Annotated in this window: 23 protein-coding genes and 1 tRNA gene; 12 read left to right on the forward strand and 12 right to left on the reverse strand. The window is 66.7% G+C overall.

All coding sequences use genetic code 11. From position 1 onward, the window contains the following. Nucleotides 1-203 precede the first annotated feature (203 nt). Nucleotides 204-557, forward strand: coding sequence for an aspartate 1-decarboxylase (panD, locus tag ACP69V_RS12535; RefSeq protein ID WP_426024181.1), 354 nt, complete (start codon nt 204-206; stop codon nt 555-557). Between the two features lie 125 nt (nt 558-682). Here panD and ACP69V_RS12540 read toward each other — a convergent pair whose 3' ends face one another. Continuing rightward, nucleotides 683-1,477, reverse strand: coding sequence for an SIMPL domain-containing protein (locus ACP69V_RS12540; protein ID WP_426024182.1), 795 nt, complete (start codon nt 1,475-1,477; stop codon nt 683-685). Nucleotides 1,478-1,688: 211 nt separating this feature from the next. On the opposite strand from ACP69V_RS12540, the gene ACP69V_RS12545 reads away from it, so the two are divergent. Further along, nucleotides 1,689-1,764 (forward strand) — tRNA-Ile (locus ACP69V_RS12545). Between the two features lie 49 nt (nt 1,765-1,813). Here the strand turns inward: ACP69V_RS12545 and ACP69V_RS12550 are convergent. Together ACP69V_RS12550 and ACP69V_RS12555 are read right to left on the reverse strand one after the other, a co-directional pair. Next, entirely contained in the window at nt 1,814-2,860 is a 1,047-nt protein-coding gene (locus ACP69V_RS12550; protein WP_426024183.1) for a tyrosine-type recombinase/integrase, read from the reverse strand. Between the two features lie 5 nt (nt 2,861-2,865). After that, nucleotides 2,866-3,060, reverse strand: a complete 195-nt coding sequence (locus tag ACP69V_RS12555) for a hypothetical protein (protein WP_165117885.1) — start codon at nt 3,058-3,060, stop codon at nt 2,866-2,868. Nucleotides 3,061-3,193: 133 nt separating this feature from the next. Here ACP69V_RS12555 and ACP69V_RS12560 point away from each other — a divergent pair, with 133 nt between their 5' ends. Beyond that, nucleotides 3,194-3,814, forward strand: a complete 621-nt coding sequence (locus ACP69V_RS12560; protein ID WP_426024184.1) for a hypothetical protein — start codon at nt 3,194-3,196, stop codon at nt 3,812-3,814. A gap of 289 nt (nt 3,815-4,103) precedes the next feature. Here the strand turns inward: ACP69V_RS12560 and ACP69V_RS12565 are convergent, their stop codons facing one another. Continuing rightward, complete coding sequence (locus tag ACP69V_RS12565) at nt 4,104-4,631, reverse strand: hypothetical protein (RefSeq protein WP_426024185.1); 528 nt, start codon at nt 4,629-4,631, stop codon at nt 4,104-4,106. Between the two features lie 31 nt (nt 4,632-4,662). Here ACP69V_RS12565 and ACP69V_RS12570 point away from each other — a divergent pair, with 31 nt between their 5' ends. From ACP69V_RS12570 to ACP69V_RS12600, 7 genes are all read left to right on the forward strand, one after another. Next, nucleotides 4,663-4,908: an alpha/beta fold hydrolase gene (locus tag ACP69V_RS12570; protein WP_426024186.1), complete on the forward strand. Its 246-nt coding sequence runs from the start codon at nt 4,663-4,665 to the stop codon at nt 4,906-4,908. A gap of 73 nt (nt 4,909-4,981) precedes the next feature. Then, a complete protein-coding gene (locus ACP69V_RS12575) occupies nt 4,982-5,812 on the forward strand; it encodes an alpha/beta fold hydrolase (protein WP_426024187.1) in 831 nt (276 codons plus the stop codon). Nucleotides 5,813-6,010: 198 nt separating this feature from the next. Next, nucleotides 6,011-6,508: a GAF domain-containing protein gene (locus ACP69V_RS12580; RefSeq protein ID WP_426024188.1), complete on the forward strand. Its 498-nt coding sequence runs from the start codon at nt 6,011-6,013 to the stop codon at nt 6,506-6,508. Nucleotides 6,509-6,529: 21 nt separating this feature from the next. Next, nucleotides 6,530-7,246: an SDR family NAD(P)-dependent oxidoreductase gene (locus ACP69V_RS12585; RefSeq protein ID WP_426024189.1), complete on the forward strand. Its 717-nt coding sequence runs from the start codon at nt 6,530-6,532 to the stop codon at nt 7,244-7,246. Beyond that, nucleotides 7,246-8,079, forward strand: coding sequence for an HpcH/HpaI aldolase/citrate lyase family protein (locus tag ACP69V_RS12590; protein WP_426024190.1), 834 nt, complete (start codon nt 7,246-7,248; stop codon nt 8,077-8,079). The genes ACP69V_RS12585 and ACP69V_RS12590 overlap by 1 nt, the downstream gene beginning before the upstream one ends. Nucleotides 8,080-8,331: 252 nt before the next feature. Continuing rightward, nucleotides 8,332-10,386 (forward strand): capsular polysaccharide biosynthesis protein, encoded by a 2,055-nt coding sequence (locus tag ACP69V_RS12595; RefSeq protein ID WP_426024191.1) that lies wholly within the window; start codon nt 8,332-8,334, stop codon nt 10,384-10,386. Nucleotides 10,387-10,476: 90 nt separating this feature from the next. After that, nucleotides 10,477-11,628, forward strand: a complete 1,152-nt coding sequence (locus ACP69V_RS12600; protein ID WP_426024192.1) for a beta-ketoacyl-ACP synthase III — start codon at nt 10,477-10,479, stop codon at nt 11,626-11,628. A 3-nt stretch (nt 11,629-11,631) separates the two neighbouring features. On the opposite strand, the gene ACP69V_RS12605 is transcribed toward ACP69V_RS12600, so the two are convergent. After that, nucleotides 11,632-12,093 carry a DoxX family protein gene (locus tag ACP69V_RS12605; protein ID WP_426024193.1) on the reverse strand — a complete coding sequence of 154 codons (462 nt, stop codon included), beginning with the start codon at nt 12,091-12,093 and terminating at the stop codon, nt 11,632-11,634. A 290-nt stretch (nt 12,094-12,383) separates the two neighbouring features. Here ACP69V_RS12605 and ACP69V_RS12610 point away from each other — a divergent pair, with 290 nt between their 5' ends. Beyond that, the gene (locus ACP69V_RS12610) at nt 12,384-12,644 is read left to right on the forward strand and encodes a hypothetical protein (protein ID WP_135194945.1); all 261 of its coding nucleotides are present in this window, start codon (nt 12,384-12,386) and stop codon (nt 12,642-12,644) included. 71 nt (nt 12,645-12,715) lie between these two features. Here the strand turns inward: ACP69V_RS12610 and ACP69V_RS12615 are convergent, their stop codons facing one another. Both ACP69V_RS12615 and ppdK read right to left on the reverse strand, forming a co-directional pair. After that, nucleotides 12,716-13,243, reverse strand: coding sequence for a porin family protein (locus tag ACP69V_RS12615; RefSeq protein ID WP_426024194.1), 528 nt, complete (start codon nt 13,241-13,243; stop codon nt 12,716-12,718). 228 nt (nt 13,244-13,471) lie between these two features. Then, a complete protein-coding gene (gene ppdK / locus ACP69V_RS12620; RefSeq protein WP_426024195.1) occupies nt 13,472-16,150 on the reverse strand; it encodes a pyruvate, phosphate dikinase in 2,679 nt (892 codons plus the stop codon). Between the two features lie 211 nt (nt 16,151-16,361). Here ppdK and ACP69V_RS12625 point away from each other — a divergent pair, with 211 nt between their 5' ends. Continuing rightward, on the forward strand, nt 16,362-16,715 hold the full coding sequence (locus ACP69V_RS12625; protein ID WP_426024196.1) for an endonuclease domain-containing protein: 354 nt from the start codon (nt 16,362-16,364) through the stop codon (nt 16,713-16,715). A 286-nt stretch (nt 16,716-17,001) separates the two neighbouring features. On the opposite strand, the gene glyS is transcribed toward ACP69V_RS12625, so the two are convergent. The 5 genes from glyS to ACP69V_RS12650 form a co-directional block, all read right to left on the reverse strand. Next, nucleotides 17,002-19,278 carry a glycine--tRNA ligase subunit beta gene (gene glyS / locus ACP69V_RS12630; protein ID WP_426024197.1) on the reverse strand — a complete coding sequence of 759 codons (2,277 nt, stop codon included), beginning with the start codon at nt 19,276-19,278 and terminating at the stop codon, nt 17,002-17,004. After that, nucleotides 19,278-19,658 carry a hypothetical protein gene (locus ACP69V_RS12635; RefSeq protein WP_426024198.1) on the reverse strand — a complete coding sequence of 127 codons (381 nt, stop codon included), beginning with the start codon at nt 19,656-19,658 and terminating at the stop codon, nt 19,278-19,280. The genes glyS and ACP69V_RS12635 overlap by 1 nt, the downstream gene beginning before the upstream one ends. Next, nucleotides 19,655-20,548 (reverse strand): glycine--tRNA ligase subunit alpha, encoded by an 894-nt coding sequence (locus ACP69V_RS12640; protein ID WP_426024199.1) that lies wholly within the window; start codon nt 20,546-20,548, stop codon nt 19,655-19,657. Before ACP69V_RS12640 ends, ACP69V_RS12635 begins: the two co-directional genes overlap by 4 nt. Nucleotides 20,549-20,647: 99 nt before the next feature. After that, the gene (locus tag ACP69V_RS12645; protein ID WP_426024200.1) at nt 20,648-21,541 is read right to left on the reverse strand and encodes a fasciclin domain-containing protein; all 894 of its coding nucleotides are present in this window, start codon (nt 21,539-21,541) and stop codon (nt 20,648-20,650) included. 209 nt (nt 21,542-21,750) lie between these two features. Further along, nucleotides 21,751-22,620 carry a 4-(cytidine 5'-diphospho)-2-C-methyl-D-erythritol kinase gene (locus ACP69V_RS12650; protein ID WP_426024708.1) on the reverse strand — a complete coding sequence of 290 codons (870 nt, stop codon included), beginning with the start codon at nt 22,618-22,620 and terminating at the stop codon, nt 21,751-21,753. Between the last annotated feature and the right edge of the window lie 66 nt (nt 22,621-22,686).

Here is a 22,686-nt window from a genome sequence, read left to right on the forward strand (position 1 = left end):
CAGGCCGGAAATGGCCGCGCCAGCATAGGGGGACGCGGGCCGTCGTCAAATGAAGGTCGCGCAATATCCGACGGGCGCTAGCGTTCGCACCCGCAAACCGGTTGCTGCGGCGCGGCGCCCCGATTGATGCGGGCCTCGAAAATCCCTATATGAGCCGCCTGAGAGCGAGGGCCTGCGCCCCGCGTATATTTGGAGACCGCGCCATGCTGGTCACCCTGATGAAATCCAAGCTGCACCGTGCGACGGTGACCCAGGCCGATCTCGACTATGAGGGATCGATCGCCATCGACATGGACCTGCTGGACGCGGCGGGCATCTATCCGCACGAACAGGTCGATGTGCTGAACATCACCAACGGCGCGCGCTTCACCACCTACGCCATCGAGGCGCCGCGCGGCTCGCGCGTGATCGGCGTCAACGGCGCCGCCGCCCGCCTGGTGCAGAAGAACGACAAGGTCATCGTGGTCACCTATGGCCAGATGCCCCAGGAAGCAGCCCGCCAGTGGAACCCGAACGTGGTCCTGCTCGACGACGCCAACGAGATCAAACACGCCTAGCCGCGTCTCCTCCCCACATCGTGGGGAGGGGGACCGCGAAGCGGTGGAGGGGCCCTCCACGCCCCACAGAATGCAAAAAAGGCCCGCCGTCGCCGGCGGGCCTTTCTTCGTTTCGGCCGATGCGATCAGCGGGCGATGTCGTAGACGCCCGTGATGTCGATCCGCACCGTCAGCTCGCCGGCGGCGACCGGGGTGCTTTCGGCGCGGTCCATCGACATGGCGCGGGCGGCGAACATCGGCATCGGCGGCTGGGGCGTGTAGCCGCCGCCTTCGGTCAGGTTGCGGATGCCCGACAGCTGGACGTTCAGCGACTGGGCGTACAGCTGGGCCTTGGCCTGCAGGTTGCGCACGGCCAGCTGGCGCGCCTGGTTCTCGGCAGCGGTCGGATCCTTCAGGCCGAAGCTGATGCCGTCGATCTGGTTGACGCCGGCGGCGACAACGGCGTCGGCCGTCGTGCCGACCTTGGTCAGGTCGTTGATGACCACCGTCACGCGGTTGACCGCCTGATAGCCGCGCAGCTTGGGCGGTTCGTTCTGCACATAGTCATATTGCGCCGACAGGTTCAGGCCCGAGGTCTGGATGTCGCGCTCGGCGATGCCGGCGCGGCGCAGGGCGGCGACGACACGCGTCATCTGCGTTGCGTTGTCCCGCATGGCTTCTTGAGCGGTGACCGCCTCGGTCTGGACGCCGAAGGTGATGGTGGCCATGTCGGGCGCGGCCTTGACCTCGCCATAGGCCGACAGGTTCAGCGACGGCGCGGGCTGCATCATGTGCATGGCTCCCATGGCGGGTTCAGCTGTTTGGGCCATGGCGCGCGGCGTGGCGGCGGCCAGGAAGGCGGCGGCGGCGACCGCGCCGCCCAGGGCGATGGTCTTCAGCGACACGGTCTTCAGGGGGGCGGCGGCCAGGGTGCGGGTCATGCGGTCTTCTCCGTAAGCGATCCAGGACGGCGCGTTCGCCGATCCGTTGCAACGACCTTGGCCGTTCTCGCCTGAATGAACGCCCGTGAGGCTTGGCAGTTTCCGTTCATCTTCGTGAAATCGCCGAAAGATCGCCTTCTTGCCCGCCCCCGCTTGGCAAGCCGCGCCCGCGCCTGCTAGGCGAGACCCCTTCCGCCGAGGCGCGCCTTGGGGGCCTGTAGCTCAATGGTTAGAGCCGACCGCTCATAACGGTCTGGTTGGGGGTTCGAGTCCCTCCGGGCCTACCACCCCCAGTGTTTTCGACAATGAAAACAACGGGCTTAGATGGTTTGACACTCAGGGTTTGACCCCGGCCGTTCTCTTTTCGGCCTTTTCGAGCTTAGCGATCGCCGTGTCTGCAAGCTTCGCCTGGTCCGCAGAACGCGTGTAGGTCTCGACCTCATCGAGGCTGGTGTGGCCCAAGACGGCGGCGATTTCTTTGGTCGTGGCGCCAGCTTCGGCCAGCCGCCGGCCCGCCGCCTTGCGTAGGCCGTGCGGGGTGCGGCCCGTCACGCCGGCGAGCGTCGCGCGCTCTACGAACCAGCTGGTGAAGCCTGCCGGTGAGAAGGGCTTGCCGTACTGCGTCAGGATGAACGTCATCCCGGCGCCGTGCCGGGCGATCTCGGCTTTCAAGCGCGGGTGGACCGGGATCCAGATCGGGACGTCGGTCTTGTCCTGAGTGACGGCGATTCGGCCATTCTTGACGTGCTGCTGGCCCATGCCGACGACGTCTGACCGGCGGACGCCCGTATAAAGCAAGAGGTACAGCGCGAGGCGTTCACGCGTGCCCTCCGCCCACTTCGCTTCGAACGTCTCTATCTCGGCTTCAGACCACGGGATGAAGCCCTTCGACTTGCGTTTGCGGGACTTGGTCTCGCGGACCGGGTTGTCCTTACGCCAGCCCAGTTCGACGGCGACAGCGAAGGCCTTCATCAGACGCTTGCGCAGATTGCGCTGGGCGCCGGGCCGATCGGCCATCTGGTGGAAAATGCCGTTCAGATGCTGCGGCTCGATCGAGACGGCCGACCGGCCGCCCCAAGCCCCAGCCCGAAAGCGATCCAGGATCTGACGATAGGTCTTCTGGGTCTGAGGCTCGAGATCGAGGAAGTCGGCTGAGCGATAGTATTCGATCATCAGGTGGTTGATCGAGCGCGGCTGGACCTTCGTTGCGGGGTCAGCCTTGGGCGCGCGGCCGTGCGCCAGGGCATAGGCCGCCATGAACTCGGCCGAGCCCGGATCGCCCGGCAAGCCGACGGTCGCATAGCCCTTGCGCCGATAGTAATGGCGGATCCGTCCATGGCGGTCTTTGAACCGCTGGACATAGGCCAGGTCGATCGTCGCCATGCCGTTCATTGGGGCAGAACGTCATCCCACTCGTTCCGCCCGCTCGCCTTTGCTGCGGCGACATCCATCCGGTCGCCCAACACCAATCGAAACCCGCCTTCCTTGGGGAAGTCAACGGCCGCGACCTGATGGCCGCACTTCTCCATCACGCCCATAGCGCGCTTGATGTCCGCTGCGGTGAAGGCGACGCGGCTGGTCATCTGGCGGGCGCATCGAAAGGACAGCCGTCGGCTACGCCTTGAGGCGTAGGGATACTGATCCATAGGAAGATCATGGGCAGACATTCAGCGGCTCCCATAGTCAGGCCGCTTTCAGCATGTCAGCCTGCGAGCAATGAGGCAGATTCGCTACCTGATCGCCGCATGCGTCTATGCGGCTACGCTGGCTCTCGCCACGAGTGTCCCTCAGCAGGCTTGGGCGGCGCTTTTCCGCGTCATCCGCGATTGGCTTTCGTCCGACGGGGCGTCGGATTGGGTCTCCGCATTTTTTACCATGCTCGCAGTTTTCACCGCCCTTGGCATTGCCGTGTCCGAAAGTGTCCGAGCTCGCAAAGCCGAGAAGCGAGCTCGGACCACTTTGGAACTGGACACACTCAAAGCTGCACGGGTTTGCATCGCTCGCCTGACCGCGACTGTCGGGGCCTTGGATCAAACTTGCCAGAGTGGCGAACTGGAAGGGTTTGTCCTCACGATGTACCGCGACAACATTGCTCTCGGCGTGGCCCAATTGAACGCCCTCCCCCTTCATCACCTCCCTACACATGGCTTGATCAGCCCGGTCACGAATATCGCTCTCACCGGCGGAACGGTTGTCACAATGTTGGACGTCATCGAACGCTATCGTGAAGGCTCGTCCGGTCCCCCTTCTAGGGCGTTTGAGGATATCCGCCGTCGCATTGAGAGCACGGAAAATGATCTCGGCCGTGCCGTTATGGACGCCAAGATCGTCTGGTAGCCATCGCGAGTTCATCGAACAGTCCTCGCGGCTGGGCTCGATTTGCTTGCTCATCACCCGCCCTCTACAGTCCTGGGCTTGAGGTGCGTCAGAGCAATGCAGCCGGACACGCCATCCAGCCAAGCGACAGGCGTGTGGCCGCTTAGGAGTTCCGCTGGGGTCCGGAGCGTGCAAGCGATCGGGTTCTCACCGACCAGCCCCTTATAGGCCCAAAAGGCGGCACCTATCTGGTGGCATGCGTTGAAGTCCGCGACGGCCCGCTGGCGCTCGGCGAGGGATGGTGGGCGGCTCATACCCGCACCGGCATCACAATGTTGACCAGCCCCTCGGCGTTCTTCGCGCCGGGGCCGGGATCGAGGCGGGCCGGGCTGCCGGGGTCGGTGACGCGGAACAGCATCTGATCGGCGTCGGTCTGGTCCAGCAGGTCGAGCAGATATTTGGCGTTGAAGCCGGTTTCGAACGACGGTCCCTCGCCTCTGACCTCGATCTCCTCGGCCGCGACGCCAGCCTCCATGTTGCGAACGGTCAGCGTCAGCACCTCGTCGGCGATCGTCATCTTTACGGAGCGTGATTTCTCGCCGCTGATCAAGGACACGCGCTTGATCGCCTCGCCATCACCTCGATCGAGTTTCCCGAGGGCGGTGTGAAGACGGAAGGGGCTTGGTGGAAGGCCTTGAGCGAGGCCGGCCGCGCCGCCTGGCAGGCAGACATCAGCCATGTCGGCGAAATGTTCTTTTCGGACGTCACAGCCGGGCGTCCAGCGCTGACGCACGACGCCATGCTGGCCATGCGCGCCGATGCTTTCATTGCTGATCACACAGACGTCGGCCGATCGGGTTCCGATCGCGATGCGGGCTCTTGAAGCGAAGGTCACGACTGCGGCCTGGCGTGTGAAGCCCAGCTGGTATGTTGTCGCGACCGAGGACGGGGCCATCGCACCCGAACTGCTGCGAAGCACGGCGCGCCGTATCGGCGCGGTGACGACCGAGGTCCGCGGGAGCCACGTCGTCTTCCTGACGCAGCCCAAGGCCGTCGCCGACGTGATCGAACAGGCTGCGCAGGGCGCCGCAGTCGCGCCGACGGCTGCGCAATAGTCCCATTTTCTTCCACGCCGGACACGAACGTCCCGGCTCTATTCACGCCACGCGGTGGCGCAGGAGCAAGACCATGACCACCATCACCACACGCGACCATGTCGAGATCTACTACAAGGACTGGGGGCCGAAGGACGGCCCCGTCGTCATCCTCAGCCACGGCTGGCCCCTCAACTCCGACAGCTGGGAGAGCCAGGCCTTCGCTTTGGCCACCGAGGGCTTCCGCGTGATCACCCATGACCGGCGTGGACACGGCCGTTCCAGCCAGCCGTGGGACGGCAACGACATGGACCACTATGCTGACGACCTGGCGCAACTGATCGAGACGCTCGATCTCCGCGACGTGTCGCTGTTCGGTTTCTCGACCGGCGGCGGAGAGATCGCCCGTTACGTCGGCCGCTATGGTACGTCCCGTGTGACGCGCCTGGGTCTGATATCGGCCGTGACACCGCTCATGCTACAGACCTCGGCCAATCCGGGCGGCCTTCCCGTCGCGGTGTTCGACGGCATCCGGGCGGGCAGCCTGGCGGATCGGTCGAAGCTTTACCAGGACATCGCCTCCGGCCCGTTCTTCGGCTTCAACCGACCCGGCGCAACTGCGTCCCAAGGAATGATCGACGCCTTCTGGTTGCAGGGTATGACAGGCGGGCACAAGAACACCTATGACTCGATCAAGGCTTTCTCGGAGACGGATTTCACCGAGGACCTGAAGAAGTTCGATCGGCCCACGCTCATCGTGCACGGAGACGATGATCAGATCGTGCCGATCGGCGCCGCCGCGCAAGCCGCCAAGACGCTGGTCCCTCACGCCGAGCTCAAGGTCTACGCCGGGGCGCCGCACGGCATCACCGACACCCACAAGAACCAACTCTCCGCTGACATCCTAAGCTTCCTCAGAGGCTGAGGTCTCAGGCGTCGGTGGGCATCCCGCCGCAGTCTCCGACCGTCACGCTTTCGAAAGAAAAAATCGACCTATTTGGCCGCCGTGTGACTCTCGGCGGTCAACCGGGCGCTCGAAGCGACCAATATCTGCTTCTGGCGCCTCCCCTTCGTGCCAGCCCCCTCCTATATCGCCAGCCTGTTTCCTTTCGGAGTTCCCCCCATGGCCTACGTCGCTCGCACCGATCGTCCCTCGGACAAGGCCGCGCGCTATCTGGAGATCGAGGAGGAGATCCTGGCCGTGCTGGAGGGGGAGCCGAACGTGACGGCGCGGATGGCGACGGTCGCGTCGATGCTGGCAGATGCGTTCGAGCATTTTTTCTGGACGGGCTTCTATGTCGTGGCGCCGGACAAGGAAGACGAGCTGGTGGTCGGGCCGTATCAGGGGACGCTGGGGTGTCTGCGGATCGCGTTCGGGCGCGGGGTGTGCGGCGCGGCGGCGGCGACGGGTCAAACGCAGTTAGTCGAGGACGTGCACGCCTTCCCCGGCCACATCGCCTGCGACAGCCGTTCGGCCAGCGAAATCGTGGTGCCGGTGCGTGACGCCTCGGGCGCGCTGATCGCGGTGTTCGACGTGGATGCGACCACGCCGGCCGCCTTCGACACGGACGATCAAGAGGCGTTGGAGCGGTTGATGGCGAAGGTGTTCTCCGACGCTTGATCGGAGCCGGTTGATCCGGCCGTGTCCGGCTCTATGGTCCCCGGCGACATGGAGGATCGGATGATGCAGCGGACAGTCGCAATCACGGGCGGACACGGCGTCCTGGGCCGGGCGGTGCTGGAGGCGGCGTTGAAGGCCGGCTGGCAGGTCGCGGTCATCGACCATGCCTCAGGCCATGCCGTGCCCAACGGCGTGCTGGAGGTCGGCGGGGTCGATCTGACCGACGCGGGCCAGGCGCAAGGAGCCGTCGATGCCGTGATCGCCCGGTTCGGGCGGCTGGACGCCCTGTTGAACATCGCCGGCGGCTTTGTCTGGCAGACGACCGACGATGCGGAACCGGCCTGGGATCGGATGCACGCCCTGAACATCATGACGGCCGTCAACGCCAGCCGCGCCGCGCTGGACGCGCTGAAGGCTTCGGCTGAGGGACGGATCGTCAATGTCGGATCGGCCGCTGCGTTGAAGGCCGGGGCCGGCATGGGGCCCTATGGGGCGGCCAAGGCCGGGGTCCACGCCCTGACCCAGGCGCTGGCCGAAGAGTTGAAGACCACCAAGGTCACCGTCAACGCCGTCCTGCCCTCCATCATCGACACGCCCGCCAACCGCAAGGACATGCCCGACGCCGATCCGGCGACCTGGGTCGCGCCGGCCGATCTGGCGGCGGTGATCCTGTTCCTCGCCTCGCCCGAGAGCCGCGCCATGACCGGCGCCCTGGTGCCCGTGACGGGCCGCGTCTGATGCGAAGCGACCGGGTCCGCAGCGTCCTTTATCTGCCGGCCTCCAATGCGCGGGCGATCGAGAAGGCGCGGACGCTGGATTGCGATGTCGCCGTGCTGGATCTGGAGGACGCGGTGGCGCCCCAGGCCAAGGCCGCCGCGCGCGCCGCCGCCGTCGAGGCGGTTCGGGGCGGCGGGTTCGGACCGCGCCTGGGCGTGCGGATCAATGGCTTGGACACCGAGTGGGGTCTGGACGATCTGGCGGCGATGAAGGCGGCGGGGGCCACGCTGGTGGTCGCGCCCAAGGTGGAGACGCCCGAGGCGGTCCACGCCCTGTCCGCCGGCCTGGGCAAGGACTGCGCCCTGTGGGCCATGATCGAAACCCCGCGCGCCTTGATGGCCCTGGCCGATATCGCCACGGCGGACGGGGCGTTGGATGGACTGATGCTGGGGGTCAACGACCTGGCCAAGACGCTGGGCGCCGGGGCGTCTGCGGATCGCGAGCCGTTCAAGCCGTGGCTGGCCATGCTGGTCGCCGCCGCGCGGGCCAATGGATTGCTGGCCATCGACGGGGTGTTCAACCGGATCGACGACGCCGACGGGCTGGCGGCCGAGGCATTGCAGGGACGGCTGTACGGGTTCGACGGCAAGAGCCTGATCCACCCGTCCCAGATCGCCGGGGCCAACGCCGCCTTCTCGCCTTCGGACGGCGAGATCGCCCGGGCCCGCGCTGTCGTCGCCGCCTTCGCGCAGCCGGACGCCGAGGGCCAGGGCGCCATCCGCGTGGACGGCGCCATGGTCGAGCGGCTGCATCTGGAGCAGGCGAAGGCGTTGCTGGCGCGGGCGCAAGGCTGAGCCGTCCGTCTCCTCCCCACTTGTGGGGAGGGGGACCGCCCCCGGGTCTCGCCAAAGGCGAGCCCGAGGACAGGCTACGCGGTGGAGGGGCTCTTGAAGCGCCACCGATCTGTGATGTGGTGAAGAACCCCTCCGTCTCTCCGCTCCGCTTCGAGCCACCTCCCCATGAAATGGGGAGGAGACGGAGGGATCGGGCCTAGCGGGTGTGAGGCAACCGCCCTAAACCTCGCGTCGAAACTCAGCGGACCCGCCTTGACCCTACCTGCCGACACGCCTTCGAAAATTCCGGCCTGGGTCTGCGCGCCCGGCGTGCTGAAGGTTCCGTTTCTCGACGTCTTCCTGCCTGACTACGACCTGCGTCGCTTGCCGGGGGACGATGTGGAGGCGGTGCTGGGCTGGGGGATGAAGCCGACGGCGGCGGCGGGGCGGCGGTGGGCGCAGAAGAACGGGCGGCCCTATGTGGCGCTGGAGGACGGGTTCCTGAGATCGGTCGGGATCGGCGAGGCGGGGGCGACCAGCCTGAGCCTGATCGTCGACGATCTGGGCGTCTATTACGATGCGACGCGGCTCAGCCGTCTTGAGCAGTTGATCCAGACGGCCGACGACTGGTGCGACCCGGCCATGACCGCCCGTGCGCGGGGGCTGATCGACCGGATCGTGGCGTCAGGCGTGTCCAAGACGAACATGGGCGGGCCGCTGGATCCGGGCCTGCTGAAGCCCGGTCGGCGCGTGCTGATCGTGGACCAGACGTTCGGCGACGCCTCCATCGGCTATGGGCTGGCGACGGCGCAGAGCTTCGACGAGATGATCGCCGCCGCCCGCCGCGACGAACCGGACGCCCAGTTGATCGTCAAACGCCACCCGGCGGTGGCGGCGGGCAAGAAGCGCGGCTGCGTCACCGACCTGGCCGGGGTCACCCTGGTGGACACGGACGTGCGGCCCGCCGACCTGCTGGCGGCGGTGGACGCGGTCTATTGCGTCACCTCGGCCCTGGGGTTCGAGGCCCTGTTGCGCGGCCTGCCGGTGCGGTGTTTCGGGGCGCCCTTCTACTCCGGTTGGGGCCTGACGACCGATGCGGTCCAGACCGGACGGCGCGGGCTGGCGCGGTCCATCGAACAGGTCGCCGCCGCCGCCCTGATCGCCTACTGCCGCTATGTCGATCCCGTCACTGGCGACAGGTGCGAGGCCGAACAGGCGCTGGAGCGGCTGATCGCCCTGAGAGACCGGGCCGACCGGCTGGCGGGGTCGTGGTCGGCGGTGGGGTTCGCCCCGGCCAAGCGTCCGCCGGTGCGCCGCCTGCTGAACTCGCCCAAGGCGACGATGCGATACTTCATGTCGCCGTCGCGCGCCGCCGCCCATGCCGCCGCGACCAACGGCCGGCTGATCTGGTGGGCGGGCAAGGAGAGCGAGGCGACGCGGCAGGCGGCGGCTTCGTTCAATGGTCCGACCGTGCGGATGGAGGACGGCTTCATCCGGTCGCGCGGCCTGGGGTCCGATTTCGTCGGCGCCCTGTCGGTCGCCCTGGACGATCAGGGCGTCTATTACGACCCGTCGCGCCCATCGCGGCTGGAGACCCTGATCGAGACGACGCAAGCGACGCCGCAGCAGTTGGCGCGCGCGGGCGCGCTGGGCGCGCGCATCGTCCAGGCCGGTCTGTCGAAATACAATCTGAAGGGCCAGCCCCCGGCGGACTGGCCTGCCGATCGCGACATCCTGCTGGTCGTCGGCCAGGTCGAGAACGACAAGTCGATCCTGCTGGGCTGCGAGCCCGACCTGGCCACCAACTCCGCCCTGGTCGAGGCCGCGCGGGCGGATCATCCCGACGCCTTTCTGATCTATCGCAATCACCCCGACGTGCTGGCGGGCAATCGGCCGGGTCGGCTGGACGCCTCGGCCATGGCCTCGGTGGACGCCAGCGCCGACGGGCTGGACATCATCGACTGCCTGAACGCCTGCAGGCGAGTGGCGACCCTGACCTCCCTGACCGGGTTCGAGGCCCTGATGCGGGGCAAGGCCGTGTCGGTCTATGGGCGGCCCTTCTATGCTGGATGGGGGCTGACCGACGACCGGCTGACGTTTGCGCGCCGCACCCGCCGGGCGACAGTCGATCACCTGATCCTGGCTGCCCTGATCCACTATCCGATCTATGTGACGCCGTCGGGCTGGCCCTGCGAGGCGGAAGACCTGGTCCAGGCCCTGATCGCGGCGCGCGACCAGCCCACGCCCAAGGCGCCGCGCGGTCAGGTCCAGCGCTGGGCTGCGGGAATCCTCGCCAGTCTCGACCGCAGGCCGCCGCCGTCCTATTGACGCGTTCTGATAGGAAACGGACTGTCCTCAAGCAGACCAAGACATCCTCAAGCAGCGAGGCCCCGCGGGCCAAGCGATAGGAACCACAAAGTGTCGAATGCAGTGATCGCCGCCACCGGCCTCTTCACCCCCGAACAATCGGTCTCCAACGCCGAACTGGTCGACAGCTACAACGCCTGGGCCGACGGCTGGAACGCCCGCCACGCCGCCCAGATCGAGGCCGGCGAACTGGAGGCCAAGGCCCACTCTTCGCCCGAGTTCATCGAGAAGGCGTCGGGCATCAAGAGCCGGTTCGTGCTGGACAAGGCCGGGATCATCGATCCCGAGCGGATGGCCCCCAACCTGGCCGAACGCTCCAACGACGAGATCTCCATCCTGGCCGAGATGGCGGTCAAGGCCGCGCGTCAGGCGATCGAGGCCTGGGGCAAGCCGGTCAGCGAGATCGGCGCCGTCCTGTGCGCCGCCTCGAACATGCAGCGCGCCTATCCCGCCATGGCCATCGAGGTGCAGCAGGCCCTGGGCATCGAGGGTTTCGCCTTCGACATGAACGTGGCGTGCAGCTCGGCGACCTTCGGCATCAAGACGGCGACGGACTTCATCGCCGGCGGATCGGTCAAGGCCGTGCTGATGGTCAACCCCGAGGTCTGTTCGGCCCACCTGAACTTCACCGACCGCGACAGCCATTTCATCTTCGGCGACGTGGCGACGGCGGTGATCGTGGAATCGTCCGAAACGGCGGGGCCGGGCGGCTGGGACGTGCTGGGCACGCGACTGAAGACGACCTTCTCGAACAACATCCGCAACAACTTCGGCTTCTTGAACCGCAACGCACGTGACACCGAGCATCTGGACACGCCGGCCGCCGACGACAGCGGCCAGAACGACAAGCTGTTCATCCAGCAGGGCCGCAAGGTCTTCCGCGACGTGGTGCCGATGGTGTCGGACATGATCGTGGATCACGCCGGCGAACTGGGCCTCGATCCTCACGCACTGAAGCGGCTGTGGCTGCACCAGGCCAACATCAACATGAACACGATGATCGGCAAGAAGGTGCTGGGGCGCGAGCCCTCGGCGGCCGAGAACGTCATCATCCTGGACGACTACGCCAACACCTCGTCGGCCGGGTCGATCATCGCCTTCCACCTGCACAACGACGGGTTCGAGGCCGGCGATACGGGACTGATCTGCAGCTTCGGCGCCGGCTATTCCGCCGGGACGGTCTTCGTCAGGAAGCGCGCCTAAGACCTAGAGCCGGGGCAGGAACAGGACGAAGTCCAGGCTCCAAAGCCCCGGCCCGTTGGCGATAAGCCAGATGAGGATGACCATCAGCAGGGTCTCCGGCAGGTCGAAATAGCTGGAGAGGCGGTAGCCGAGGCTGGTCCCCTCGACCGACTTGGACGCCACGGTCACCAGGGCGACCAGGCTGATGATCAGCAGCACCAGCGCCGCCAGGCTGGTGAACAGGCCCATGATCAGCAGGGCGCCGAAGGCGAACTCGCACACCGAAACGAACCGGGCGGTCTGGCGCGGCGCGGCGATGCCGGCCTCGACCATCGTCTTGCTCATCTTCTCGGCCTGGGCCGGGGTGAACAGTTTGTAGAAGCCGGACAGGAAGAACATCCCCCCGACCACGACCCGCGCGATCAGGGGCACGATGTCCATCAGCGCCGGGATGCCCAGGCCGAAGCCGCGATAGAGGTCGATCATCAGACGAAGGCTCCGCTGGATGGCGGAGCCTTGAATGCCTCACGGCCTGGCCGGTTGCCCCGGCGTGTGCATCGCCTGCCATTCCATCGCCCGGCGGGCGCGGTATTCAGCGGTCTTGATCGCGACCGCCGGATCGAAATTCTTCATGGTTTTCGCTTAAGAGAACCAAAGCGCGTGACCCGCGTTATGTCAGGTTAATTCCCATCCATGATGATTCTTGCGCCGTCACGCTTGAAACTGTCACAGTATTTTGCAACGCATTCGATTGTCGAGAACAGGGGATTTCCCAGATGGCTCACATGACACCGAAGCAGGTGCTGGAAAGCTTGGCCAAGGATATCGCCGCCGTGCTGAAGAGCATGGGCGGTTCGGCCCACCAGAATATGGTGGTCGATTGCGTCGCGGCGATGAAACGTCAGCGCGGCGAGGCGGTCAATCCGCCCGATCTGCGCCAGAAGATCATCGAGACCTTCGAACAGTACCGCGACTGGTTCGTGCGTCCGTTCGGCGAAGGCTCTCAACGCTGGGCCCTCGCGGGCGACTTCGCCTGACATCATTGTCCTGAACGCGAAAGGCGCGCCCCTTACGGAGCGCGCCTTCGTTTTATGCCTGATCGTTCCGATCAGAAGCGACGGATGTAGCTGACCGAATAGGCGTCGGCCTTGCCCGCATCGTCACGGTAGTCGCGACGGGTCCAGTCGGCCCGCACGCCGTTCACGCCGTCCAGATAGTAGTTGGCGCCGGCGCCGTAGTTCCAGCTGTCGCCGCCCACGTCGGTGTTGGCGCCGGGGAACTCCTGCTTCAGCTCGGTGTGGCCGTAGCCGCCGCGCGCGAACAGCTCCAGCTTGTCGCCGACCGGATATTTGCCGACGACATAACCGGCGGCGTCCCACTCGTGCTTGATCGAGCCGTCGACGCCCGCAGCGGTGAAGTCGTCGTCCTTCACACCGACCGAGGCTTCAGTCTCGACGGCGATGTAACGGTTCAGGTTTACGCCCAGACGACCCGTGACGGCGCCCGTCGTTGCATTGTCGCCTTCAAGATTAGTGTAGCCCAGCGAGCCGTAACCGCGCGGCTCGGGATTGGTTTGAGCAAAGGCCGGAGCAGCGATTGCGGAAACGGCGACGGCGGCGAGAAGAATGTTACGCATTGTTTCTTATTAACTCCTAGATGTGATGACCGAACCGATCATCAGCCCCATCCAGCGAGTGCTTAAATAGGTCAGGGCTTCATCTGTTCCAGAGGCTGAGAAACACTACGAATGCCTGTGGACGCGGGGACACATACGTCGTTCCGCCAAGGTTGGCGGTTTTGTGACAAAGAAAAAGGGCAGCCTCTGCAGAGGCCGCCCTTTTCATGATCCTGCTGTGCAGAAGGCCTAGCGGTCCTTTTCGCGCTCCACGTTCAGCGCCGCCTGGGCCGCCGCCAGTCGGGCGATGGGCACGCGGTACGGCGAGCAGGAGACGTAGTCCAGACCGGCCTTCTCGCAGAAGGCGATGGACGACGGGTCGCCGCCATGTTCGCCGCAGATGCCCAACTTGACCTCGGGCCGCACCGCGCGCCCCCGCTCGGCGGCGATCTCGATCAGGCCGCCGACGCCGTCCTGGTCCAGACGCACGAAGGGGTCGGTCTCGAAGATGCCCTTGTCCAGATAGGCCTGCAGGAACCGCCCCGAGTCGTCGCGGCTGATGCCGAACGTCGTCTGGGTCAGGTCGTTGGTGCCGAAGCTGAAGAACTGGGCGTATTCGGCCAGATCCCCTGCCCGGATGGCGGCGCGCGGCAGTTCGATCATGGTGCCGACCAGATAGTCGATGGTCTGGCCCGTTTCCTCGAACACGGCCTTGGCGGTGCGGTCGGTCAGTTCGCGCAGGAACTTCATTTCCAGACCAAGGGCCACCAGCGGGTGCATGATCTCCGGCAGCGGGGCCTGACCCGACGTCTTCTGCACCTCCAGCGCCGCCTCGATGATGGCGCGGACCTGCATCTCGTAGATTTCGGGATAGGCCACGCCCAGGCGACAGCCGCGGTGGCCCAGCATGGGGTTGGTCTCGTGCAGCTCCTTGGCGCGGCGCTTCAGCTTGTCGGCGTCGATGCCGGACGAGGCGGCCAGGGCGTCGATGTCTTCCTCGGTGTGGGGAATGAACTCGTGCAGCGGCGGGTCCAGCAGGCGCACCGTCACCGGCAGGCCGGCCATGATCTCGAACAGTTCGACGAAGTCCGACTTCTGGAACGGCGCGATCTTGGCCAGGGCGGTGCGGCGCCCGGCCTCGTCATCGGCCAGGATCATTTCGCGCACGGCGGCGATCCGGGTGTCGTCGAAGAACATGTGCTCGGTGCGGCACAGGCCGATGCCTTCCGCGCCGAAGCCGCGCGCGGTCTTGGCGTCCAGCGGCGTCTCGGCGTTGGCGCGCACCTTCAGGCGGCGCACCTTGTCGGCCCAGGCCATCAGGGTCTGGAAGTCGCCGGTCAGCTCGGGCTCGATCATCGGCACGGCGCCGTCCAGAACCTCGCCCTTGGAGCCGTCGATGGTGATGATCTCGCCGGTCTTGAAGGTGCGGCCGCGCGCGGTGAACGTGCCCTTGGCCTCGTCGATGTGGATTTCGCCGGCGCCGGAGACGCAAGCCCGGCCCATGCCGCGCGCCACGACGGCGGCGTGACTGGTCATGCCGCCGCGCGCCGTGACGATGCCGCGCGCCGCATGCATGCCGTGAATGTCCTCAGGGCTGGTTTCCTCGCGCACCAGAATGACCGCCTCGCCCAGGCCGGACATGCGTTCGGCCTCGTCGGCGTCGAAGACGATCTTGCCGGTGGCGGCGCCGGGCGACGCCGGCAGGCCGGCGGCGACCACGGTGCGGGCCGCATCCGGGTCCAGCGTCGGGTGCAGCAGTTGGTCCAGAGCCGACGGTTCGACGCGGCTGATGGCCTCTTCCTGGGTGATGACGCCCTCGGCCGCCAGGTCCACGGCGATCTTCAGCGCCGACTTGGCCGTGCGCTTGCCGTTGCGGGTCTGCAGCATCCAGAGACGGCCCTGTTCGACCGTGAACTCGATGTCCTGCATGTCGCGATAGTGGCTCTCCAGCGTGTTCACCACCGTGACGAACTGGCCGAACACCTCGGGCATGGCCTCTTCCATCGAGGGGGCGGTCTCACCCATCTCCTCGCGGCCGATCCTGGTCAGGCTCTGCGGCGTGCGGATGCCCGCGACCACATCTTCCCCTTGCGCATTGATCAGGAACTCGCCGTACAGCCGCGCCTCGCCGGTCGAGGGGTTGCGGGTGAAGGCTACGCCGGTCGCCGAGGTCTCGCCCATATTGCCGAACACCATCGACTGGACGCTGACGGCCGTGCCCCAGCTTTCGGGGATGTCGTGCATGCGGCGATAGAATTTGGCCCGGTCGTTCATCCAGCTGGCGAAGACGGCGCCCACGGCGCCCCACAGCTGGTCCTTGGGATCTTGCGGGAAGGGATGGCCCAGTTCGCGCTCGACCACGGCCTTGTAGTCGGCGACCACCTTCTGCCAGTCCTCGGCCTTCAGATCGGTATCGACCGTGACGCCCAGCCGGTCCTTGTGCTGGTCCAGCACCTCTTCGAAATCGTCGTGGCTGAGGCCCAGCACGACGTTCGAATACATGGTGATGAAGCGGCGATAGCTGTCGAAGGCGAAGCGGCGGTCGCCCGACAGCTTGGCCAGACCCTCGACCGTCTGGTCGTTCAGACCCAGGTTCAGGACGGTGTCCATCATGCCTGGCATCGAGGCCCGCGCGCCCGAGCGGACCGAGACCAGCAGCGGATTGTTCACATCGCCGAACGTCTTGCCGACGATGGCCTCGACCGCGTCCAGGGCGGCCTTCACCTGGGCTTCCAGATCGGCGGGATAGGTCTCGCCGTTGGCATAATAGTGGGTGCAGACCTCAGTGGTGACGGTGAATCCCGGCGGGACCGGCAGACCCAGCGAAGACATTTCCGCCAGATTGGCGCCCTTGCCCCCGAGAAGGTTCTTCATCGACGCGTCGCCGTCGGCGGAGCCTCCGCCGAAGCCGTACACCCACTGAGTCATCTTGCAGTCCCTGAGCTTTTGGATCGTCCGGCGGGTTGGCCCCGCTCGCACATGCCGCACGATCTAGCGCGGAGGAACCGGCTTGACCATGGCGGATGTAACAATGCGTGAGCGGGTAACCGGTTTCCGACTGGCGTGTTCGCACAACCTTGACGTCACCGTCTCCTCCCCATTTCATGGGGAGGGGGACCGCGTAGCGGTGGAGGGGTTCTTGACGCACGAAGGCTCCGTATCGCGCGCACGCATCCTGCGCCGCACCCTGACGCCGCCCGAAGCCCGACTGTGGGTTCACCTGCGCCGCCGCGCCTTGGACGGCCTGAAGTTCCGCCGCCAGCATCCGGTCGGCGTCTATGTGCTCGACTTCTACTGCGCCGAAGCGATGCTGGCCGTCGAGGTGGACGGCGAAAGCCACGCCGACCGTTTCGAACACGATGCGCGTCGCACGCGTTGGCTGGAACGACAGGGCATCGCCGTCGTGCGCTTCTCGGCGGAATCGGTGCGGGTGAACCTGGGCGGGGTTCTGGATGTCATCGCCGAGAAGGCGAGAGAGCGAATTCGCAGCTAAGAACCCCTCCACCACTTCGTGGTCCCCCTCCCCGCAAAGCGGGGAGGAGACGATGCGGCGAGGTCCCGTCTCCTCCCCATTCCATGGGGAGGTGGCGCGGCGCGCTTGCGCCGTGACGGAGGGGTTCTGCTCCGCATCACAGGCCTGTGGGACGTCGAGAGCCCCTCCACCACTTCGTGGTCCTCCTCCCCACAAGTGGGGAGGAGACGATGCGGCGAAACCTGTCTCCTCCCCATTCCATGGGGAGGTGGCTCGGAGCGAAGCGGAGAGACGGAGGGGTTCTCCCCTACCCCGCGATCTGGCCGAAGTCCGCGACCTGGCCCATCACGTCGCGCACCTGGCCCAGCAGCTTCAGGCGGTTGTCGCGTTCGGCGGGGACGTCGGAGTTGACCAGCACATCTTCGAAGAACCGGTCCACCGGCGCGCGCAGACGCGCCAGCGCCGTCATGGCGGCGGCGAAATCCTCGGTCTCCAGCGCGGCCTCGACGGCGGTGCGGGCGGCGCCGACGGCGAAGGCCAGGACGGTCTCGGGCTCGGGCTGGTTCGGCAGGCCGGTCTGGACCATGCCGGTCGGCACAGGCCCCTTCTTCTCCTCGGCGCGCAGGATGTTGGAGGCGCGCTTGTAGCCGGCCAGCAGATTGGCCCCGTCGTCGGTGGCGAGGAAGGCGGCCAGCGCCTCCACCCGACGCACGATGCGGACGAGGTCGTCGTCGCCCAGGGCGAAGACGGCGGCGACGAGGTCGTGGCGCTGGCCTCGGTCGCGCAGGAGGACGGTCAGCCGGTCGGCGAAGAATGAAAGCAGGTCCAACGCGACCGCTTCAACCCGTTGAGAACTGGCACGCTGCGGACGCCCGTCATCCATGAAGAGCTCGACTTGACGCTTGAAGCCGTCTTCCCGCCCCTTGAAACCAAGGCGGTCATAGATAAACGCACCCTCCTGCCTCAGCACGGGTTTAAGCGGCAGCCGCAACTGATTCTCCAGCACCAGCCGGATCACGCCCAGCGCCGCTCTCCGCAGCGCGAACGGATCCTTCGACCCCGTGGGCTTTTCGTCGATGGCGAAGAAGCCGACCAGGGTGTCCAGCTTGTCGGCCAGGGCGACGGCGACTGTGACGGGCGCGGTCGGGACCGTGTCGGCGGGGCCTTGGGGCTTGTAATGGTCGCGGATGGCGTCGGCGATGCGGTCCCTTCTCCCCTCGGGGGAGAAGGTGGGCGGCGCAGCCGCTCGGATGAGGGGGCTGCCGGACGCGGACTCGGCGGTCGAGGGCGAGGAGGCGGACACAGCCCCCTCATCCGTCTCGCTGCGCGAGCCACCTTCTCCCCCGAGGGGAGAAGGAGAAATCCGGGCGTAATAGCCGCCCATGATCCCCTGCAGTTCCGGGAATTCGCTGACCATGCCCGACAGCAGGTCGGCCTTGGACAGGCGCGCCGCCATCTCGGCTTCGTCGGCGTCGGCGCCCACGAGAGGGGCGATCTCGCGGGCGAGCGCCGCGATGCGCTCGACGCGCTCGGCCAATGTGCCCAGTTTTGCGTGGAAGGTGACGCCGGACAGTTTGGCGTTCCAGGCGTCGAACCCGACCTTCTGGTCCTCGTCCCAGAAGAAGCGGGCGTCGTTCAGGCGGGCGGACAGGACGCGGCTGTTGCCGGCGGCCAGGGCCTTGCCGCCGTCGGTGGCCTCGACATTGGCGACGACCAGGAAGTTCGGAGCCAGGCCATCTTTTGACGGGTCACGGACGGCGAAATACTTCTGGTGCACCTTCATCGACAAGCGCACGACCTCGGGCGGCAGGGCCAGGAACTGCGGGTCCATGTCGCCCAGGATCGGGGTCGGCCATTCGGCGAGACCCACCACCTCGTCCAACAGGCCGTCGTCGTCGACCAAGGCGAGACCCCGCGCCGCGCAGGCGGCCCTGGCCTGTTCCAGGATGCGCAGTTTGCGGTCGGCTGCGTCGATCAGGACGAAGTTCTTCTCCAGCTGGGTGCGATAGTCGACGAAGTCGCTGACCTTGAGCGGCTGGCCCGAACCCATGAAACGGTGGCCCTCGGTGATCGCATCGGACGGAATCCCGTCGATCTCGAACGGCACCACCTTGCCGTCGAAGATGCACAGGATGCGCTTGATCGGCCGGACCCAGCGCAGGGCGCCAGAGCCCCAGCGCATCGACTTGGGCCAGGGGAAGGTGCGGATGACATGGTCCACCGTCTCGGCGACCAGATCGGTGGTCGCCCTGCCCTTGGACGACAGGACGGCGAACAGGACGCCGTCACGCTCGGTCAGTTGGTCGCGGGTCAGGCCGGTCTTGCGCAGGAAGCCTTCCAGCGCCTGTTCCGGGGCCGAGGCGCGCGGGCCCTTGACCTCTTCCTCGCGGTCCGGCGTGGCGGCGGGCAGGCCGTCGATGACGAGGGTCAGGCGGCGCGGCCCGGCATAGGTCGTCAGCGCATCCCAGGTCAGGCCGGCGGCCTTCAGCCGGTCGGAGACCATGCGCTCAAGGTCGCGCGCGGCGCCCTGCTGCATGCGGGCGGGGATTTCTTCGGAGAAGATTTCGAGAAGAAGCTGGGGCATCAGTCGGCGGACTCTTCGGTCGTGGCGGCAGACCGCATCAGGGTGAGGGCGACGTCCCCCAGGGCCAGCGGCGCGTCGGCCGCACCGGGCTCTGCGCTGAAGGCGATGTTCAGCAGGAAGGGGCGCGGGGCCAAAAAGGCGGTCTGCAGGATGCCGAACCACTCGTCGCTGACCACGACCACGCCGCGCCAGCCGCCGGGCTGTGCGGTCAGATGGCCGCTCAGATCACCGGCAGGACGGACGATGCGCACCTCGGCCCACGACTCCTGGCCTTCGATTTCCACACGGCCGCTGGAGAACAGCGAGATCGCCTCGCCGGGGTACTGCTCCAGATTGATGTCGGCCAGATCGAAGGAGAGAATTCCGGAAACAGTGCTCACGACGCGGCCTCTTCATTTTCGACATAGGCCAGGGCGCAGGCTTTGCAGAGGTCGCGGATGCGGCCGATGTAGCTCTGGCGTTCGGCGACGGCGATGGCGCCGCGGGCGTCCATCAGGTTGAACAGGTGGCTGGCCTTCAGCACCTGGTCGTAGGCGGGCAGGACCAGGGGCTGGTTCTGCGGGCCGCGCATGTCCAGCAGGCGCGTAACCTCGCCCACCATATCCTCGAACCGGCGTTTCAGCCCGTCCACGTCATAGCCGTGGAAATTGGCCTCCGACTGTTGCCGCTCGTTCTCCAGGAAGACCTCGCCATAGGTCAGCCCCTCCTTGGTGAACTTGAGGTCATAGACGTTGTCCACGCCCTGGACATACATGGCCAGACGCTCCAGCCCGTAGGTCAGTTCGCCCGAGACCACGTCCACCTCGATGCCGCCGACGCCCTGGAAATAGGTGAACTGCGTCACCTCCATCCCGTCGCACCAAACCTCCCAGCCCAGGCCCCAGGCGCCCACGGTCGGGTTCTCCCAGTCGTCCTCGACGAACCGGATGTCGTGCAGTTTCGGATCGATCCCGATCGCCGCCAGCGAGCCCAGGTACAGCTCCTGAAGGTTGTCCGGGTTCGGCTTCAGGATGACCTGGTATTGATAATAGTGTTGGAGCCGATTGGGGTTCTCGCCATAGCGGCCGTCGCCGGGGCGGCGGCTGGGCTGGACATAGGCGGCCTTCCACGGCTTGGGACCGAGCGCGCGCAGGACCGTGGCGGGGTGCAGGGTCCCGGCCCCGACCTCGATGTCATAGGGCTGAAGAATGGCGCAGCCCTGCTCGCCCCAGTAGCGGTGGAGCGTCAGGATCAGGTCCTGAAACGCGAGCGGCTCGGTCGAGGTGGTCAAATCGGGCTCGTGGGGAGGGCTGCAAAAAAGACGGCGGACCATAGGGCCCGCCGCCTTCCGCTTCAACACGCTACCAAGCGAGCGCGTGGGTGACCCGTATTATTGAGGAGTCGGGTTGGCTTCGTCGCCGCCGTCAGCGGCGGGATCGGCCGCATCGACCGGAGGCGTGGCCGAGGGATCGACCTGACCGTCGGTCGGGTTGGCGACCGGGGGCGAGGCCGTGGTGGTGGTCGCAGCAGCCGGTTCACCCGTCGGGGCCGTCGCCGGAGCGGCTGGGGCGGCCGGAGCAGCCTCTTCCGCAGGAGCAGCGGCTTCAGCCGGAGCAGCGGCTTCTTCATCGCCCATGGCGGCCATGGAGTTCGCCGGGTTCAGGACCTGGTCGATCGGGAAGATGGCGCCGTTCGAGGCGTCCAGTTCGGCGCTGACCACGGTGGCGCCGTCAGCCTTGATGGCCGAGCCGGTGCCGTCCAGCAGGACCTGGCTCTCGGCGGCGGTCGGAACGCCGCCCTTCTTGCCCATGATCTGATCGGGCGTCACGTCGGCGACGATGACGTGATACAGCAGCAGCTGACGCAGTTCGGCAGCGTTGGCCGGGTCCATCAGACGCGTGCGGTCGGCCTCAGGCAGGGCGGCGAAGGCCGCGTCGGTCGGGGCGAAGATCGAGATGGCCGGGCGCGTCGCCAGGGTGTCGGTCAGTTGCGCCGCATCCAGGGCCGCCAGAAGGGTGGTGAACTGGCCGTTCGCTTTCAGCTTGTCGACGACGGTTTCTCCGGCGGCCGGCGTGGCGGCCTGGGCGACATCCGTTGCAGCCGGGGCTGCGGCTTCAGCGGCCGGCGCCGATGATGCAGGCGCGGCAGGCATGGACGGATCACTCTGGGGCACGGGGGCCTCGGCCGGGGCGGGCGAGGTCGGCGGGGTGACGTCCTGAGCAAAGGCGGGCGCGGCCATCAGGGTGACCACGGCGGTTGCGGCAAGCAGTTTTGCACGAAGCATGACGGTATCCTTTTTCTGTTTGAGGATCGCCATGAGGGGGAGCGGCGACCCGTTCCAGTCATCGGAACTGCGGACTCAAATCAGAACAGCGTGATCTGGTTCCGAGACGTCGAAACAATTCGTAACGATTGTGATGATCAAGGCGAGACCTTGGCGATATCGGCGTTCCAAAGGGCGAATGGCCAGTATTCGGCCACAAAGCTTGAACGCTACTGAATGGCTAACCGCGTTGCTGTGACCCAGGCGTGGGGATGAGCGGCAGCCAGCGTTCGCGCCGCCGCCTGGGCCGCTGCCTCGGTGAGATACAGGCCGAACACCGTCGCGCCCGAACCGGACATGCGGGTCAGGGCGACCTGGGGCGTGGCGGAGACGGCGGCGAGCGCGTCCGCGATGGCGGGCGTCAGGGCCAGGGCGGGCGGCTGGAGGTCGTTGCGTTGGGCCGACAGCCAGTCGATGACGCCGGCGACGGACCAGTCTTTCGGGGAGTCTGGCCGGTCGGCTGTGCGCACCGGCCCGGCGTCATAGGCCCGATAGACGGCGCCGGTCGGGGACGGGACGCCGGGGTTGAACAGGACGGCCGGCAGCGGCGGCAGGCGCGGCTCGTCGGTCAGCACGTCTCCCCTGCCCTCGCCCCAGGCGGTGCGCATGCGCAGGCACATGGGACCGTCTGCGCCGACGACGCCGGCGACGGCCTCCAGCGCCGCATCGTCGATGTCCAGCGACAGGGCTTGCCGCGCCAGCTTCAGCGCCGCGCCCGCGTCGGACGACCCGCCGCCCAACCCGGCCGCGATGGGCAGGCGCTTGTCCAGCACGACCTTCAGCTTCGGCTCTGCGATGCCGGAGACCTCGCCCAGGCGCCGGAGCGCCCGCAGGATCAGATTGTCGGGCGCAGCGCCCAGCGCCTCGCCGAACGGGCCGGTCACATTCAGAGACAGGCTGTCGGCCGGCTCGACCGAGACCTGGTCGCCCACATCGGCGAAGGCGACCAGGCTGCTCAACGGATGATAGCCGTCGGCGTCCACCGCCCCGACATGCAGGAACAGATTGATCTTGGCCGGAGCCAGGGCTGTCAGTGGGATCATAGGGCCTGACTATCCCAAGGCAGGACAGATTTCATCCGCTCATCCCCGCGAAAGCGGGGACCC

Source organism: Brevundimonas sp. PWP3-1b1, from assembly GCF_049896065.1.
Taxonomy (GTDB): domain Bacteria; phylum Pseudomonadota; class Alphaproteobacteria; order Caulobacterales; family Caulobacteraceae; genus Brevundimonas; species Brevundimonas intermedia_B.